The organism is Streptomyces sp. NPDC039609, assembly GCF_055596705.1.
In genome coordinates, this window is the sequence record NZ_JBVIUJ010000009.1 from 67,230 (window position 1) to 82,274 (window position 15,045).

General features: G+C 70.0%; 13 protein-coding genes. 4 read left to right on the plus strand and 9 right to left on the minus strand.

The window, feature by feature from the left end:
* The first annotated feature begins 48 nt into the window (after positions 1–48).
* Entirely contained in the window at positions 49–585 is a 537-nt protein-coding gene (locus ACZ561_RS26270; protein WP_470999418.1) for a phosphatase PAP2 family protein, read from the plus strand.
* Positions 586–605: 20 nt separating this feature from the next.
* Positions 606–1,259, plus strand: coding sequence for a hypothetical protein (locus ACZ561_RS26275; RefSeq protein WP_470999420.1), 654 nt, complete (start codon positions 606–608; stop codon positions 1,257–1,259).
* Positions 1,260–1,326: 67 nt separating this feature from the next.
* Here the strand turns inward: ACZ561_RS26275 and ACZ561_RS26280 are convergent, their stop codons facing one another.
* Both ACZ561_RS26280 and ACZ561_RS26285 read right to left on the minus strand, forming a co-directional pair.
* Positions 1,327–3,132, minus strand: a complete 1,806-nt coding sequence (locus tag ACZ561_RS26280; RefSeq protein ID WP_470999422.1) for a chitinase — start codon at positions 3,130–3,132, stop codon at positions 1,327–1,329.
* Positions 3,133–3,199: 67 nt separating this feature from the next.
* Positions 3,200–3,667, minus strand: a complete 468-nt coding sequence (locus ACZ561_RS26285; RefSeq protein ID WP_470999424.1) for a bifunctional DNA primase/polymerase — start codon at positions 3,665–3,667, stop codon at positions 3,200–3,202.
* A 287-nt stretch (positions 3,668–3,954) separates the two neighbouring features.
* Here ACZ561_RS26285 and ACZ561_RS26290 point away from each other — a divergent pair, with 287 nt between their 5' ends.
* Complete coding sequence (locus tag ACZ561_RS26290; protein WP_470999426.1) at positions 3,955–6,255, plus strand: MMPL family transporter; 2,301 nt, start codon at positions 3,955–3,957, stop codon at positions 6,253–6,255.
* Between the two features lie 53 nt (positions 6,256–6,308).
* Here the strand turns inward: ACZ561_RS26290 and ACZ561_RS26295 are convergent, their stop codons facing one another.
* The 6 genes from ACZ561_RS26295 to ACZ561_RS26320 form a co-directional block, all read right to left on the minus strand.
* Positions 6,309–7,727: an NAD(P)/FAD-dependent oxidoreductase gene (locus tag ACZ561_RS26295; RefSeq protein WP_470999428.1), complete on the minus strand. Its 1,419-nt coding sequence runs from the start codon at positions 7,725–7,727 to the stop codon at positions 6,309–6,311.
* 25 nt (positions 7,728–7,752) lie between these two features.
* Entirely contained in the window at positions 7,753–8,547 is a 795-nt protein-coding gene (locus tag ACZ561_RS26300) for an ABC transporter permease (protein ID WP_470999430.1), read from the minus strand.
* Complete coding sequence (locus ACZ561_RS26305) at positions 8,547–9,482, minus strand: ABC transporter permease (protein WP_470999431.1); 936 nt, start codon at positions 9,480–9,482, stop codon at positions 8,547–8,549. Before ACZ561_RS26305 ends, ACZ561_RS26300 begins: the two co-directional genes overlap by 1 nt.
* Entirely contained in the window at positions 9,479–10,651 is a 1,173-nt protein-coding gene (locus ACZ561_RS26310) for an ABC transporter ATP-binding protein (protein ID WP_470999433.1), read from the minus strand. Before ACZ561_RS26310 ends, ACZ561_RS26305 begins: the two co-directional genes overlap by 4 nt.
* 70 nt (positions 10,652–10,721) lie before the next feature.
* Complete coding sequence (locus tag ACZ561_RS26315; RefSeq protein WP_470999435.1) at positions 10,722–11,972, minus strand: ABC transporter substrate-binding protein; 1,251 nt, start codon at positions 11,970–11,972, stop codon at positions 10,722–10,724.
* A gap of 29 nt (positions 11,973–12,001) precedes the next feature.
* Positions 12,002–13,516, minus strand: coding sequence for a gamma-aminobutyraldehyde dehydrogenase (locus tag ACZ561_RS26320; RefSeq protein WP_470999437.1), 1,515 nt, complete (start codon positions 13,514–13,516; stop codon positions 12,002–12,004).
* Positions 13,517–13,661: 145 nt separating this feature from the next.
* On the opposite strand from ACZ561_RS26320, the gene ACZ561_RS26325 reads away from it, so the two are divergent.
* Positions 13,662–14,240 (plus strand): NADAR family protein, encoded by a 579-nt coding sequence (locus ACZ561_RS26325; RefSeq protein WP_470999439.1) that lies wholly within the window; start codon positions 13,662–13,664, stop codon positions 14,238–14,240.
* Positions 14,241–14,340: 100 nt separating this feature from the next.
* On the opposite strand, the gene ACZ561_RS26330 is transcribed toward ACZ561_RS26325, so the two are convergent.
* Complete coding sequence (locus ACZ561_RS26330) at positions 14,341–14,976, minus strand: DUF4190 domain-containing protein (protein WP_470999441.1); 636 nt, start codon at positions 14,974–14,976, stop codon at positions 14,341–14,343.
* Between the last annotated feature and the right edge of the window lie 69 nt (positions 14,977–15,045).

The window sequence follows — 15,045 nt, forward strand, 5'->3', positions numbered from 1 at the left end:
GGAACCACCCCCCCTGTTCCGGGGAGGCCGACTGTCTTCTCGGCGATCGTGACCCTCGCCCTCGTCACCTGGCAGGTCCTCGTCGGTGGGCCTCTCGCCCGTCTCGACGAACGCCTCTCGCGCGCTCTTGTCGACACCGTCCCAAGGCGGCTCTCCGAACTGGGCGCCGATCTCGGCAATCTGACGGTCGCCCTCCCGGTCCTCGTGTGCGCGATGACGTACGCGATCCTCCGCGGCCGGCGCGCCCAGGCCCTGTGCGCGGGGGTCACCATGGCCCTCGTACCGGCCCTCGTCATCCCCCTCAAGGAGTGGACCGCCCGACCGGGCCCGCTGGAGCCCTGGGCCGCGGGCTACTACCCGTCGGGCCACACGGCGACGGCGATGGTGGCGTACTTCGGGGCGGCGTTCCTCGTGTCGAACCGCCTGATCCCGGTCGCCGCCCTCCTGACGGCGTTGACGGGCATCGGCCTGATCCTGCGCGGCTACCACTGGCCGCTGGACGTGCTGGCCTCGCTCGCCCTGTGCGTGCCCCTGCTCACCTGGCCCGTCGTGGCCGAGCGGTACGGTCGCCCTTCACGTTCGTGACCGACGATCCGGAGAGCAGGATGACGATTCAACGGCCGGGACTGCCGGGAGACTTGCCGTCCCCGGAGCTGCTGTGGGCCCGCTGGGCGCTGGTGGCCGCGCTGGAGGCGACCACCGAGGCGGAGGAGAGCACGGGCTACCGGACCGGCCATTGGATCGACGAGGAGGGACTCCACCTCGACGACTGCGGCTGCACCTGGTGGACGTTCTCCCGTGTCGGCGAAGGCCGGTACGTGCTCTTCGGCGAGGACGAGTCGAGCGGCGTCAAGTGGCACCGGACGCCGATCGACATGCTGGCGGGCGGCCCCGACTGGCTCCCCTACGAGGAGCTGCGCGACCGGCTCGCGGGGAACGAACTGGGCTGTGTCTACTGGTACGAGAACGGCGCCTGGGCCCGCGCCCCGTACCCCGACGACCTGGACGACGACGGTCTCGACTGCGGGATGAGCCGCTTCGTCGACCGGGACGACGCGATGGGCCTGCTGGCCGATCACATCCGGCACGACGGCCCGAGTGCGGAGATCCTCATGGACCACGCCGAGGGGTACCGGCTGACGCCGGAGCTGTTGGAGTCCTACGCCGCCCCCGAGGACGGGAGCGCCCCGGACCTCCCGGCCATGGGCCGGGCTCTGCGCCGGGCCGGGCTGACGCCGCGGACGGCCACGGCCGGCTGAGCTCGACAGCGCGCGGCCGGCCGCGCGAGCGGTCACACGGCCGGCCGGGCAGGTCGCCTTCCGACCGTCAGCTCCAGTTGTAGGCGTCGAAGTTCCGGCTGAACTCCCAGGCGTTGAACCGGTCCCAGTTGATCGACCAGGTCATCAGGCCGCGCAGCGCCGGCCAGGTGCCGTGGGTCTGGTAGGTGCCGCAGTTCGTCTTCCTCGTCAGGCAGTCCAGTGCCTTGTTCACCTCGGACGGTGTCGTGTGGCCGTTGCCCGCCTGGGTGGAGGCCGGGAGGCCGATGGCGACCTGTTCGGGGCGGAGCGCCGGGAAGACGCGCTCGGTGTTGCCGGCGACCGGGAAGCCGGTGAGGAGCATGTCGGTCATCGCGATGTGGAAGTCCGCGCCGCCCATGGAGTGGTACTGGTTGTCGAGGCCCATGATCGAGCCCGAGTTGTAGTCCTGGACGTGGAGCAGGGTGAGGTCGTCCCGCAGTGCGTGGATGACCGGGAGGTAGGCGCCGGCGCGCGGGTCCTGGCCGCCCCAGGGGCCGGAGCCGTAGTACTGGTAGCCGAGCTGGACGAAGAAGGTCTCCGGGGCCATCGTCAGGACGAAGTCGGAGCCGTACTTGGCCTTCAGGGACTTCACCGCCGAGATCAGGTTGACGATCACCGGGCTGGTCGGGCTGCGGAAGTCGGTGTCACCGGTCTGGAGCGAGAGGGAGTGGCCCTCGAAGTCGATGTCCAGGCCGTCGAGTCCGTACTCGTCGATGATCCTCGAGACGGAGGAGACGAAGGTGTCGCGGGCGGCCGTGGTGGAGAGCTGCACCTGGCCGTTCTGGCCGCCGATGGAGATGAGGACCTTCTTGCCTGCAGCCTGCTTGGCCTTGATGGCCGCCTTGAAGTCCGCGACGGACTCGACGTTCGGGCATTCGGTGGCCGGGCAGAGGGAGAAGCGGATGTCTCCGGAGGTCACCGAGGTCGGCTCGCCGAAGGCGAGGTTGATGACGTCCCAGGAGTCGGGGACGTCGGCCATCCGGGTGTAGCCGGAACCGTTGGCGAAGCTGGCGTGGAGGTAGCCGACGAGCGCGTGGGCGGGGAGGTCGCCGCCGGGGTTCCCGCCACCGCCGGACGTCGTGGTGGCCGAGACGGCCGCGGACCTGGCCGACTCGCCCGCGCTGTTCACGGCGGAGACCTGGAAGGTGTACGAGGTGGAGGGTGCGAGGCCGGTCGCGGTGTACGAGGTGCCGGTCGCGGTCCCTGCCAGTGTCCCGCCGCGGTAGACCTTGTACGACGTGGCACCGGCGACGGCGGGCCAGGACAGCGGCACGGAGGTGGAGGTCGGGGAGCCCGCGGCGAGACCGGTGGGGGTGGCCGGTATCTGGACGGGGTCTCCGCCGGGGCCGACGAGGGAGACGTCGTCGGCGTGGTAGGCGCCGGTGCCGTACCAGCCGTGGCTGTAGATGGTCACCGAGGTCGTCGAGGCCCCGGTCGTGAACGTGGTGTTCAGCTTCTGCCAGTCGGGGGCGGACTGGGTCCAGGTGGAGACGTCGGAGGTACCGGTTCCGGACGCGCCGAGGTAGACGTAGCTGCCGCGCACCCAGCCGCTCAGCGTGTAGGCGGAGTTCGGCTTGACGGTGACGGTCTGGGAGCACTTGGCGTGGTCGCTGCCGGCGGGGGTCGCCTGCAGCGCCTTCGTCCCGCCGTGCACGGGTGAGGAGACGACGGCTCCGCTGCCCGCCGTACAACTCCAGCCGTCGAGACCGGATTCGAAGCCGCCGTTGCGTGCGAGGTCGGGGTCGGCGGCCTGGGCCGCGGGGGTGAGCGAGACGAGTCCGCCGGCGGCGAGGACGCCCGCCAGCAGAAGCGTGAGAGGTCTGGTGCGGTCCACAGCTGCCTCCGGGGGTGGGGGAATCGAGGTGGAGCGCGCCACAGCATGGTCCAGACCAATCAAGTGGTCAAGACCTCTGCTCCCCTTCCCCCCGCGCCAGCTGGCCCACCGCCTCGTGCATCGCCAGTTCCAGGAGCGAGGCGTCGTTGAGCGTCCCGCTCCCGTCGGGCGGGATCAGCCAGCGCACACCGCCGGTGGCCCGCCCCGGGTAGGGGACGACGATCCAGGTGCCGCGACCGGCGCTGCGCACCCCGGTACCGAGCCAGCGCGCGGCCGTGCCGGGCGGCACGAAGAATCCCGTACGGGCCTCGCCGAAGTCGGCGAGCACCGGCCCGGGCCGTGCCACCAGCCGGGTGAGCACGTCGAGCGTGGGACAGCCGAGCTCCCCCGGCAGGATCAGCACGTCCCAGCGCCTGCCCGCGGGCAGCAGCGCCACCCCGTGCGGGTTGCGCTCCCATTCCCACCGGCAGGCGTCGGGATCCGGTGCCACCGATGCCAGCCATTCCACTGCGGTCCTGGCCCCCGAACCGGTCATTGCCCTTGGCCTCCATTCCGTGTGCGGACGCGACGTCCACACGCAGAGAGCGGGGTCGGCGACGATCATTGCGCGGGTTCGGGCCACGGGTTGGTAGTGAACTGGGTCACATCGCGACCGACTGGTGTGCGCGGGGGGCGCACACCCGGCGCACGCCCTGGGATCGAGGCCGGCCGGGACGCGCCCGATCGGGTGGACGGTGGCGGGCCGGGTCGGCGGCTTCCGCGGCTCGCCGACCCCTGCGTGTTCGTATGGGCCTCCGCGCCGCCCTCACCACGGGAGTATCCATGCCCTTCCCGCCGTCTTCGGGTACCGCACCCGGCAGCCGAAGCACCGGCAAGAAGGGGCTGCTGTGGCGGCTGGGCGCATGGTGCGCCCGCCATTTCGTCACCGTGATCGCGGCATGGATCGTCGCGCTGGCCGGCCTGTTGGTCCTTCAGCACGCGTACGGCGGGGAGTACTCCGACAACTACTCACTGCCCGGCACCCAGTCCCAGGAGGGGCTCGACGTCCTCCGGGAGCACGAGCCGGCCGCCGGCGGTTACAGCGCCCAGGTGGTGCTGTACGACTCCGCGAAGCCGCTCACCGAGGTGAGCGACCAGATCTCCTCGACGGTCACCGCCCTCGGGAAGCTGCCGGAGGTCCTGAGTGCGCAGAACCCGCTGCCGGCGCCCGGCGCCACACCACCGGCCCCGCCACCGGGCACCCCGAACGTCGGACCGCTCTCGACGGACGGCAAGACCGCCTACATCACGATGCGCTTCAGCGTGCAGCCCTCCACCCTCGGCGACGACTATCTGGACGGTGTGGACAGCGCCGTGGAACCGCTGCGCGCCGCCGGTGTCGAGGTCGAGTACGGAGGTTCGCTGGGCGAGCTGGCCCGGCCCGAGCCGGACGACCGGACCAGCGAGGCGATCGGTTTCGGGGTCGCGATCGTCGTCCTCCTGATCGGCTTCGGCAGTGTGCTGGCGGCCGTGCTGCCGCTGGTCACCGCCCTGTTCGCGGCCCTCTGCGGGATCGCGGTGCTCGGGCTGCTCGCCTCCGTATGGACCTTCGCGACGGTCTCCCCGACCCTGGCCACGATGATCGGCATCGGCGTCGGCATCGACTACGCGCTGTTCCTGATCACTCGCCACCGCCAGCTGTTGATGAACGGCATGGACCCGGTGGCCGCCGGCGGGGCGTCCACCGCCACCAGCGGCCGGGCCGTCCTGGTCTCGGGCTGCACCGTCATCATCGCCCTCTCCGGACTCTGGGTCTCCGGGCTGACCTTCATCGGACTGCTCGGACTCGCCGCCACCTGCACCGTCGTCACCGCCGTGATCGGCGCGCTCACCCTCGTACCGGCGATGCTCGGGCTGATCGGGCGGCGGATCGACAAGCTGAAGGTGCGCAAGCCGATCGCCGAGACCGACGCCGAGACGGGCGTGGAGCAGGGGACCTGGCACCGCTACGCCCTGCGCGTCGAGCGCCGGCCGTGGTGGTTCCTGGCCGCGGGCGTCATCGTGCTCGTGGTGCTCGCCATTCCCATGTTCTTCATGCAGCTCGGGCACATCGGCGACGGCGCCGACCCGAAATCCTTCACCGACCGGCGCGCCTTCGACCTGATGTCCTCGGCCTTCGGACCCGGCTCCAACGGCCCGCTGACCCTGGTCATCGACCAGACCTCGGTACCCGCGGCCGACCGGTCCGCCCTCGCCTCGCAGGCCCAGAAGGCCCTCACCGGGGTGCCGAACGCCGTCCTGATCACCCCGCTGCAGCCGACCTCGGACGGCGACGTCCTGCTCGGCACCGCCTACTCGGTCGCCGCGCCGCAGGACGAGCGGACGACGCAGCTGGTCAACGACCTGACCGGCACCGTCCTTCCGAACGCTGTCTCCGGGACCGTGGCCACCACGTACGTCACCGGCACCACCGCCGCCCAGGTCGACTTCCTCGACATCGTCTCCAGTCGACTGCCGCTCATCATCGCCGTGGTCGTGGCCCTGGCGTTCCTCGTCATCCTGGTCGTCTTCCGCGGGCCGCTCGTCGCGGCCAAGGCCGCCATCCTCAACCTGCTGTCGATCGGCGCCTCGTACGGAGTGGTGGTCGCCGTCTTCCAGTGGGGCTGGGGCGGCCCGGCTCTCGGGGTCTCGGGCAAGGTGCCCATCGAGAGCTACGTGCCGATGATGATGTTCGCGATCGTCTTCGGTCTGAGCATGGACTACGAGATCTTCCTGCTGTCCCGCGTCCACGAGGCCTGGCTGCGCACCGGCGACGCGAAGGCGAGCGTCGCGCACGCCCTGGAGATCACGGCGCGCGTCATCACCTGCGCGGCGCTCATCATGGTGAGCGTCTTCGCGGCCTTCATCATCAGCGACAACATCGTGGTGAAGATGCTGGGTCTCGGCCTGGCCGCAAGTGTGCTCATCGACGCGACGGTCGCGCGTCTGCTGCTGGTGCCCGCCGTGATGACGCTGCTCGGGGCGAAGGCCTGGTGGACCCCGCACTGGCTGGACCGGATCCTGCCGCACGTGGACACCGAGGGCGACAGCGTGCTGGCGGAGGCGGGCGCGAACGGCACGGCGGGGCCGCGGCAGACGCCGTGACCCCGCCGTCCGGGCCGCCCGACCGGGGCCCGGCGCTGTCCGGTGGACGGACCCTAGCTGTCGAAGCCCAGGCCCAGGCGGTCCATCGCCTTCAGCCACAGATTGCGACGGCCGCCGTTCTCGTCGGCCCGGGCCATCGACCACTTGGTGATGCCGATGCCGGCCCAGGCGATCGGCTCCGGCGGGAACGGCAGCGGCTTGGAGCGGACCATCTCCAGCTCCGTACGCTCCGTGCGCTCACCGGCCAGCAGGTCCAGCATCACGTCACCGCCGAAGCGGGTGGCGCCCACACCGAGGCCGGTGAAGCCCGCCGCGTAGGCGACCTTGCCCTGGTACGCGGTACCGAAGAAGGCGGAGAAGCGCGAGCAGGTGTCGATCGCGCCGCCCCAGGCGTGGCTGAAGCGGAGCCCCTCCAGCTGCGGGAAGCAGCGGAAGAAGTGTTCGGCGAGCTTCAGATACGTCTCCGGGCGGTGGTCCATCTCGGCGCTGACCCGGCCGCCGAAACGGTAGATCGCGTCGTAGCCGCCCCACAGGATCCGGTTGTCGGCGGTGATCCGGAAGTAGTGGAACTGGTTGGCGCTGTCCCCGAGCCCCTGGCGGTTCTTCCAGCCGACGGCGGCGAGCTGCTCGGGGCTGAGCGGCTCGGTCATCAGGGCGTAGTCGTAGACCGGGACGGTGTAGTGCCGGACCCGCTTGACCAGCGAGGGGAAGACATTGGTGCCGAGCGCGACGCGGCGGGCGAGGACCCTGCCGTAGGGGGTGCGCACCCCCATGCCCGCGCCGACGGAGACGAGGTCGAGGCCGGGGGTGTTCTCGTAGATCCGCACCCCGAGGTCGGCGCAGGCCCGCTTCAGGCCCCAGGCCAGCTTGGCGGGGTTGAGCATGGCGACGCCGCGCCGGTCCCACAGGCCGCCGAGGAAGGTCGGGGAGTCGACCTCCGCGCGGACCGCGTCGCCGTCGAGGAGGTCGAGGCCGTCCGCGAGACCGAGACGCTCGATCTCCGCGTACACCTCGGTGAGTTCCTCGACCTGGTACGGCTCGGTGGCGACGTCGAGCTCGCCGGTCCGCTCGAAGTCGCAGTCGAGCGAGTAGCGGGCGACCGCCGCCTCGATGGCGTCGAGGTTGCGCTCGCCGAGCTCCTCCAGCTTCGGCAGCTCGCCCGGCCAGCGGGCGAGTCCGTTGCCGAAGCCGTGGGTGAGGGAGGCGGCGCAGAAGCCGCCGTTGCGGCCCGAGGCGGCCCAGCCCACCTCGCGCCCTTCGATCAGGACGACATCCCTGGAGGGGTCGCGCTCCTTGGCGAGGAGCGCGGTCCACAGTCCGCTGTATCCGCCGCCGACGACGAGAAGGTCGCACTTCTCGGTGCCGGTGAGAGCGGGCAGCGCTCCGGGCTTGCCGGGGTCTTCCAGCCAGAAGGGGACGGGCTGGGCGTCGGAGAGAGATTGTGCAGCGAGACGCATGGCGACTGGGGCCATGGTTTCCAACTCCTTCAGGGCTTGCTCAGGTTGTCGCTGTTTTCTTGCGCCGGTTCGTAATGATCTGTCCGGCTACCACCACCAGTACGGCAATGATGAACATGGCCGTGCCGATGACGTTGATCTGGACGGGCGTGCCACGCTGTGCCGAGCCCCAGACGAACATGGGGAAGGTGACGGTCGAGCCCGCGTTGAAGTTGGTGATGATGAAGTCGTCGAACGAGAGCGCGAAGGCGAGCAGCGCTCCGGCGGCGATTCCGGGGGCGGCGATCGGCAGCGTGACCCGTACGAAGGTCTGCACCGGGCCGGCGTAGAGGTCGCGCGAGGCCTCCTCCAGACGCGGGTCCATGGACATCACCCGCGCCTTGACCGCCGTCACCACGAACGACAGACAGAACATGATGTGGGCGATCAGGACCGTCCAGAAGCCCAGCTCGGCGCCCATGTTGAGGAAGAGTGTGAGCAGGGAGGCGGCCATGACGACCTCGGGCATCGCCATCGGCAGGAAGATCAGCGAGTTGATCGCGCCACGCGCCCGGAAGCGGTAGCGGACCAGCGCGAAGGCGATCATCGTGCCGAGGAGCGTCGCGCCGAGGGTGGCCCAGGCGGCGATCTGGAGGGAGAGCGTCAGCGAGCCGCACAGGTCGGCGACGCCGCACGGGTCCTTCCAGGCGTCCAGGGAGAAGCGCTGCCAGGCGTAGTTGAAGCGCCCGTTCGGCTTGTTGAACGAGAACACCATCACGACGATGTTCGGAAGGATCATGTACGCGAGCGTCAGCAGGCCCGCGAGGGCGACAAGGTTCCGACGGATCCAACGCATCAGACCAGGTCCTCCGTTCCCGCACGGCGGATGTAGACGGTGACCATGAGCAGCACGATCGCCATGAGGATGAAGGACAGCGCGGCGGCCGTCGGATAGTCGAGGACCCGCAGGAACTGCGACTGGATGACGTTGCCGACCATCTTGGTGTCGGTCGAGCCGAGGAGTTCGGCGTTGACGTAGTCGCCGCTGGCCGGGATGAAGGTGAGCAGCGTGCCGGAGACCACGCCCGGCATGGAGAGCGGGAAGGTCACCTTGCGGAAGGTGGTGGCCGGGGACGCGTACAGGTCCTTCGCCGCCTCGTGGAGCCGGCCGTCGATCCGCTCCAGCGAGGTGTAGAGCGGAAGGATCATGAACGGCAGGAAGTTGTACGTGAGACCGCAGACCACCGCCATCGGGGTGGCGAGCACCCGGTCGCCCTCGGTCCAGCCGAGCCAGCTCGTCACGTCCAGGACGTGCAGGGCGTTGAGCGCGTCGACCACGAGGCTGTCGTCCGCGAGGATCGTCTTCCACGCCAGCGTCCGGATGAGGAAGCTGGTGAAGAACGGCGCGATCACGAGGACCAGCAGGAGGTTGCGCCACCGGCCGGCCTTGAAGGCGATCAGATACGCCAGCGGATAGCCGAGGAGCAGGCACAGCAGCGTGGCGGTACCGGCGTACAGCAGGGAGCGGACGAACTGCGGCCAGTACTCCTGGAAGGCGTTCCAGTACGTCTGGAAGTGCCAGGTGACCTCGAAGCCCTTCTCCAGGGAGCCGGTCTGCACCGAGGTGGAGGCCTGGTAGACCATCGGCAGCGCGAAGAAGACGAGCAGCCAGACGATGCCGGGCAGCAGCAGCCAGTACGGGACGAGCCGCTTGCGGGTGGAGGGCTTGCGCGTCACCGGTGCTCCGGCCGGCGCGGTCTCCTCCTCCTTGGTGAGGGTGGAAGTGCTCATCCGGCGGCCTCCACCGTCTCCACGCCCGCGTCGATGTCCTGGGCCGCGTCCAGGCCGAACGTGTGCGCCGGGTTCCAGTGCAGGACGACCTCGGCGCCGGGCGCCAGACGCGCGTCACGCTCGATGTTCTGCTCGTAGACCTGGAGCTCCGCCCCCGCCGGCGAGTTCACCACGTACTGGGTGGACACGCCGATGAAGGAGGAGTCGGCTATGCGGCCGGTGACCTTGTTGCGGCCGTCGGCGATCTTCCCCGCGTCGTCGGCGTGCGCGAGCGAGATCTTCTCGGGGCGGACGCCGACGAGGACCTTGCCGCCGGTGCGTACGGTCGCCGAACAGCGGTCCGCGGGCAGCCGGAGCTTGCCGCCGCCGGCCGTCACGACCAGGTCGGAGCCGCCGTTCTCGACGACCTCGGCCTCGATGAGGTTGGAGGTGCCCAGGAAGTTCGCCACGAACGTGGTCCGCGGGTTCTCGTACAGGTCGGCGGGGGCACCGAGCTGCTCCACCCGGCCGCCGTTCATCACCGCGACCTGGTCGGCCATGGTCATGGCCTCCTCCTGGTCGTGGGTGACGTGGACGAAGGTGATGCCGACCTCGGTCTGGATGCGCTTGAGCTCCAGCTGCATCTGGCGGCGCAGCTTGAGGTCGAGGGCGCCGAGCGGCTCGTCGAGGAGGAGGACCTGCGGGTGGTTGATGAGCGCCCGGGCCACGGCGACGCGCTGCTGCTGGCCGCCGGAGAGCTGGTGCGGCTTGTGCCGGGCCTTGTCGCCGAGCTGGACGAGCTCCAGCATGTCGTCGACCTGCTTCTTCACCGACTTGATGCCCCGCCGGCGCAGACCGAACGCGATGTTCTCGAAGACGTCCATGTGCGGGAAGAGCGCGTAGGACTGGAAGACGGTGTTGACCGGCCGCTTGTACGGCGGGAGGTCGGTGACGTCCTTGTCGCCGAGGAACACGGTGCCGCTGGTGGGCTCCTCCAGGCCGGCGATCATGCGCAGCGTGGTGGTCTTGCCGCAGCCGGAGGCGCCCAGGAGGGCGAAGAACGAGCCCTGCGGGATGCTCAGGTCGAGCGGGTGGACGGCGGTGAAGGAGCCGTAGGTCTTGCTGATCCCGGTGAGACGGACGTCGCCGCCGCCCGCGTTCTTTCCAGTGTGAGCAGTCTTGTCAGTCATGGGTTGCGATCCCAGGTTCGTAAGAGGTGGACGACGATGGGTGCGCCCCCGCGCTTGCCGCTGCGGGGGATCAGGCACCGATGAGCTTGGCGAACTTCTCCTCGTACGCCGTCTCTTCCTCACTGGTGAGCGAGCGGAAGGCGTGCGACTTCGCGGCCATGGCCTTGTCCGGCAGGATCAGCGTGTTGCTGGCCAGCTCCGGGTCGATCTTGGCGAGCTCGTCCTTCACCCCGTCGACCGGGCAGACGTAGTTGATGTACGCGGCCAGCTGCGCGGCGACCGGGAGCTCGTAGTAGTAGTCGATGAGCTTCTCGGCGTTGGCCTTGTGGCGCGCCTGGGCCGGGACCAGCAGGTTGTCGCTGGAGGTGATGTAACCGGCGGACGGTATCGCGAACTTGATGTCCGGGTTGTCGGCCTGCAGCTGGATGATGTCGCCGGCCCAGGCGAGACAGGCCGCGAGGTCGCCCTTGTCCAGGTCGGAGGTGTAGTCGTTGCCGGTGAAGCGCCGGATCTGCTTCTTGTCGACGCCCTTCTGCAGCCGCCCGATCGCCTCGTCGTACTCGGCGTCGGTGAACTTCCCCGGGTCCTTGCCCATGTCGAGCAGCGTCATGCCGACGGAGTCGCGCATCTCGGTGAGGAAGCCGACCCGGCCCTTGAGGGAGGGGTCGTCCAGGAGCTGGGTGACGGAGTCGACCTTCTTGCCGCCGGTCGCCTTGGAGTTGTAGGCGATGACGGTGGATATGCCGGTCCAGGGGTAGGAGTAGGCACGGCCCGGGTCCCAGTCGGGGCGGCGGAACTGGGCGGAGAGGTTCGCGTAGGCGTTGGGGAGGTTGGCCGCGTCCAGCTTCTGCGCCCAGCCGAGCCGGATGATGCGCGCCGCGAGCCAGTCGGTGACGCAGATCAGGTCGCGGCCGGTGTCCTGCCCGGCCGCGAGCTGCGGCTTGATCTTGCCGAAGAACTCGACGTTGTCGTTGATGTCCTCGGTGTACTTGACCTTGATCCCGGTGCGCCTGGTGAAAGCCTCCAGGGTGGGGCGGGACTTCTCGTCCTCGCTGACGTCCATGTACTCGGTCCAGTTGGAGAAGGCGACCTGCTTCTCCTTTGCCGAGAAGTCCGTGGACGCGGGGCCGCCCTGGCCCTCCCGCTTGGCCGGCGGGATTCCACAGGCGCTCAGGGTCGCGAGGCCGCCGACCGTGAGCGCACCGACGCCACCGGCGCGCAGCATCGAACGGCGGGTGAGGGCGCCCCGGCCACTCGTCAGACTGCGTCGCATCGCCGCGAGTTGTGCGGCGGACAGGCTGTCGGGCTCGTACTGCTCCATGCGCTGTACCTCTCGGGGGTTGGGGAGGACTACCGGTCTCCGAAGATCGTGCGGTGCCAGTCCTTCCTGGCCACCGCGGTGTTTTCGTACATCACATGCTTGACCTGCGTGTACTCCTCGAAGGAATACGCCGACATGTCCTTTCCGAACCCGGAGGCCTTGGAGCCGCCGTGCGGCATCTCGCTGATGATCGGAATGTGGTCGTTGACCCAGACGCAGCCCGACCTGATCTCGCGGGTGGCGCGGTTGGCCCGGAAGACCTCGCGGGTCCAGGCGGAGGCGGCGAGGCCGTAGGGGGTGTCGTTGGCGAGCCGGATGCCGTCGTCGTCGGTGTCGAAGGGCAGGGCCACCAGGACCGGTCCGAAGATCTCCGACTGCACGACCTCGCTGTCCTGCGCGGCGCCGGTGATCAGGGTCGGACGATAGTACGCACCGTTCTTCAGCTCCCCGCCCGGGGCTTCTCCGCCGGTGACGACGGTGGCGTAGCCGCGGGCGCGGTCGACGAAGGCGGCGACGCGGTCGCGCTGGGCGTGGCTGATCAGCGGGCCGAGGTCGGTGGACGGGTCGAACGGGTCGCCGAGGCGGACGGTCTCCATGAGTTCGGCGACCCGGGCGACGAAGGCGTCGAAGAGCGGGCGCTGGACGTACGCGCGCGTGGCGGCGGTGCAGTCCTGGCCGGTGTTGATGAGCGAGGCGGCGACGGCGCCGTGGGCGGCGGCCTCCAGGTCTGCGTCGTCGAAGACCACGAAGGGGGCCTTGCCGCCGAGTTCGAGGTGGAGCCGCTTGACGGTGGACGTGGCGATCTCGGCGACGCGCTTGCCGACCGGGGTGGAGCCGGTGAAGGAGGTCATCACCACGTCCGGGTGGGCGACGAGGTGTTCGCCGGCGGTGCGTCCCGCGCCGTTGACGATGTTGACGACACCGTCGGGGATGCCCGCGTCGGTGGCCGCCTGGGCGAACATCAGCGAGGTGAGCGGGGTGAGTTCGGCCGGCTTCAGGACGATCGTGTTGCCGGCCGCGATCGCCGGGAGGATCTTCCAGGCGGCCATCTGGAGCGGGTAGTTCCAGGGGGCGATGGAGCCGACGACACCGATCGGCTCGCGCCGTACGTACGAGGTGTGGTCACCGCTGTACTCGCCGGCCGACTGGCCCTGGAGGTGACGGGCCGCTCCGGCGAAGAAGGCGGTGTTGTCGACCGTGCCGGGCACGTCGAACTCGGTGGACAGCTTGATGGGCTTGCCGCACTGAAGGGACTCGACGCGGGCGAAGTCCTCGGCCCGCTCGGCGAGCACCCCGGCGAACCGGTGCAGCGCGTCCGAGCGCTCGCCGGGGGTGGCGCCGGCCCAGCCCGGGAACGCGTCCTTCGCGGCGGCGACGGCGGCGTCCACGTCCGCGGTGGACGCCAGTTCGTACGTGTAGACGCTCTCGCCCGTGGCCGGGTCGACGACGCTGTGCTCCTCGCCCGAGGTCCCGGGCCGCAGACGGCCGCCGATGTACTGTGCGCCGTCCGCGAAGCGGTCCGTCACCTGGAAGCGGTTGCCCATGACGCTCTCCGTTGTTCCAGCTCGAATTGAGTGCCGATCCTGACAGAGCTATACCAGGCCAACAAGTGATTCCGTTGTTGCCTTTTGGTTACGCGACGGAATCGGTCGACCATGTGTCGAGGGGTCGGGTAAATGACCGTACGGAATGTCCGTGGCGGCTGCCAGAATCGCATGCATGGGGAAGATCGACGAGCTGACGCAGCAGGTCAGTAGGGGCGACAACGTGAAGTGGCTGCACTTCTGGGGCCACCGCCCGAGGCCGGACGGACAGCTCTCCGCGAGCTGTCTGAGCCAGTGGTGGGCGTCACCCTTCGAGGTCGACGGGGTGCGGTACGCGACGGCCGAACACTGGATGATGGCGGCGAAGGCCCGGCTCTTCGGCGACCCGGAGGCCGAGCGGGCCGCGCTGTCGTCCCGCACGCCCGCGGAGGCCAAGAACGCCGGACGGCTGGTGCGGGGCTTCGACGAGGCGGTGTGGCAGCGGGAGCGCTTCGGGATCGTCGTGGAGGGCAGCGTCCACAAGTTCGCCTCGGACGACGCCCTGCGGGCGTTCCTGCTCGGCACGGGCGGCCGCGTCCTGGTGGAGGCGAGCCCGCTGGACCGCGTCTGGGGCATCGGTCTCACCGCCGACGATCCGCGCGCGATGGACCCCGCCCGCTGGCGGGGACTGAACCTGCTGGGCTTCGCGCTCATGGAGGCGCGGGAGCGCCTGCGCGGCGCATAGACGCTGCGCAGCGTCTACACCCGGCGCAGCGCATAGACGCGGCGCAGAGGGAGGGCCCCGCAGCCGGACGGCGCGGGGCCCTTCTCCCTCGCGGGACGGCCTAGCGGTTCTCGACCACCAGGCTCGTCGCCCACGGGTCGTCCGTGTCACTGTCGTAGCTTTCTCCCTGGGCGATGGCCCAGATGATGAAGCCCAGGAACACCGAGCTGATCAGGATGCCGATCGAACCGAGGACGATTCCCGCGGTCGCCATCCCGCCGTTGTTCGCCTCGCCCCGCTGCACCTTCTTGCGGCCGATGATGCCGAAGATCAGGGCCAGGACACCCAGGACGACACCGAGGCCGTACATGCAGAAGCCGACGGTGGCGATGATGCCGAGCACCATCGCCGCCGTCCCCATCCCGTTGGACGGGGCCGCCTGCCAGCCGGTCTGGCCGTAGCCGCTGTATCCCGGATAGCCGGGGTAGCCGTACGCCGCCGGTGCGGGCGCGGCGGGCGTCGCGGCCGGGTATCCGTACGCGCCGGGTGTGGTCGCGGGGCCCCCGGGGGCCACGGGCGGCGGCGGCACGTCCCCGGCCGCCGGCATCGAGGTCATCGTCGGCTGGTCGTGCACCGGCGGACGGTCCTGCGGCGCGGGCGTCGGGGACTTGCTCAGTTCCACCCCGTCGCGGTTCGGCGGAGCCCACGGGTCCGCCGGGTCGTACCCGCCCTGCGGCTGGTCGCTGTTGTCAGACATGGGCCTCCCCCATCGTGGTCACGCCATGCTACGACCTCCCCCGGACGGCGGACCGGCCCGGCCTACGAT

Excerpts from the sequence above, each read along its gene's own strand:
- ACZ561_RS26275 (WP_470999420.1), top strand. The coding sequence starts at position 606 with ATGACGATTCAACGGCCGGGACTGCCGGGAGACTTGCCGTCCCCGGAG.
- ACZ561_RS26285 (WP_470999424.1), bottom strand. The coding sequence starts at position 3,667 with ATGACCGGTTCGGGGGCCAGGACCGCAGTGGAATGGCTGGCATCGGTG.
- ACZ561_RS26290 (WP_470999426.1), top strand. The coding sequence starts at position 3,955 with ATGCCCTTCCCGCCGTCTTCGGGTACCGCACCCGGCAGCCGAAGCACC.
- ACZ561_RS26295 (WP_470999428.1), bottom strand. The coding sequence starts at position 7,727 with ATGGCCCCAGTCGCCATGCGTCTCGCTGCACAATCTCTCTCCGACGCC.
- ACZ561_RS26300 (WP_470999430.1), bottom strand. The coding sequence starts at position 8,547 with ATGCGTTGGATCCGTCGGAACCTTGTCGCCCTCGCGGGCCTGCTGACG.
- ACZ561_RS26305 (WP_470999431.1), bottom strand. The coding sequence starts at position 9,482 with ATGAGCACTTCCACCCTCACCAAGGAGGAGGAGACCGCGCCGGCCGGA.
- ACZ561_RS26310 (WP_470999433.1), bottom strand. The coding sequence starts at position 10,651 with ATGACTGACAAGACTGCTCACACTGGAAAGAACGCGGGCGGCGGCGAC.
- ACZ561_RS26315 (WP_470999435.1), bottom strand. The coding sequence starts at position 11,972 with ATGGAGCAGTACGAGCCCGACAGCCTGTCCGCCGCACAACTCGCGGCG.
- ACZ561_RS26320 (WP_470999437.1), bottom strand. The coding sequence starts at position 13,516 with ATGGGCAACCGCTTCCAGGTGACGGACCGCTTCGCGGACGGCGCACAG.
- ACZ561_RS26325 (WP_470999439.1), top strand. The coding sequence starts at position 13,662 with ATGTCCGTGGCGGCTGCCAGAATCGCATGCATGGGGAAGATCGACGAG.
- ACZ561_RS26330 (WP_470999441.1), bottom strand. The coding sequence starts at position 14,976 with ATGTCTGACAACAGCGACCAGCCGCAGGGCGGGTACGACCCGGCGGAC.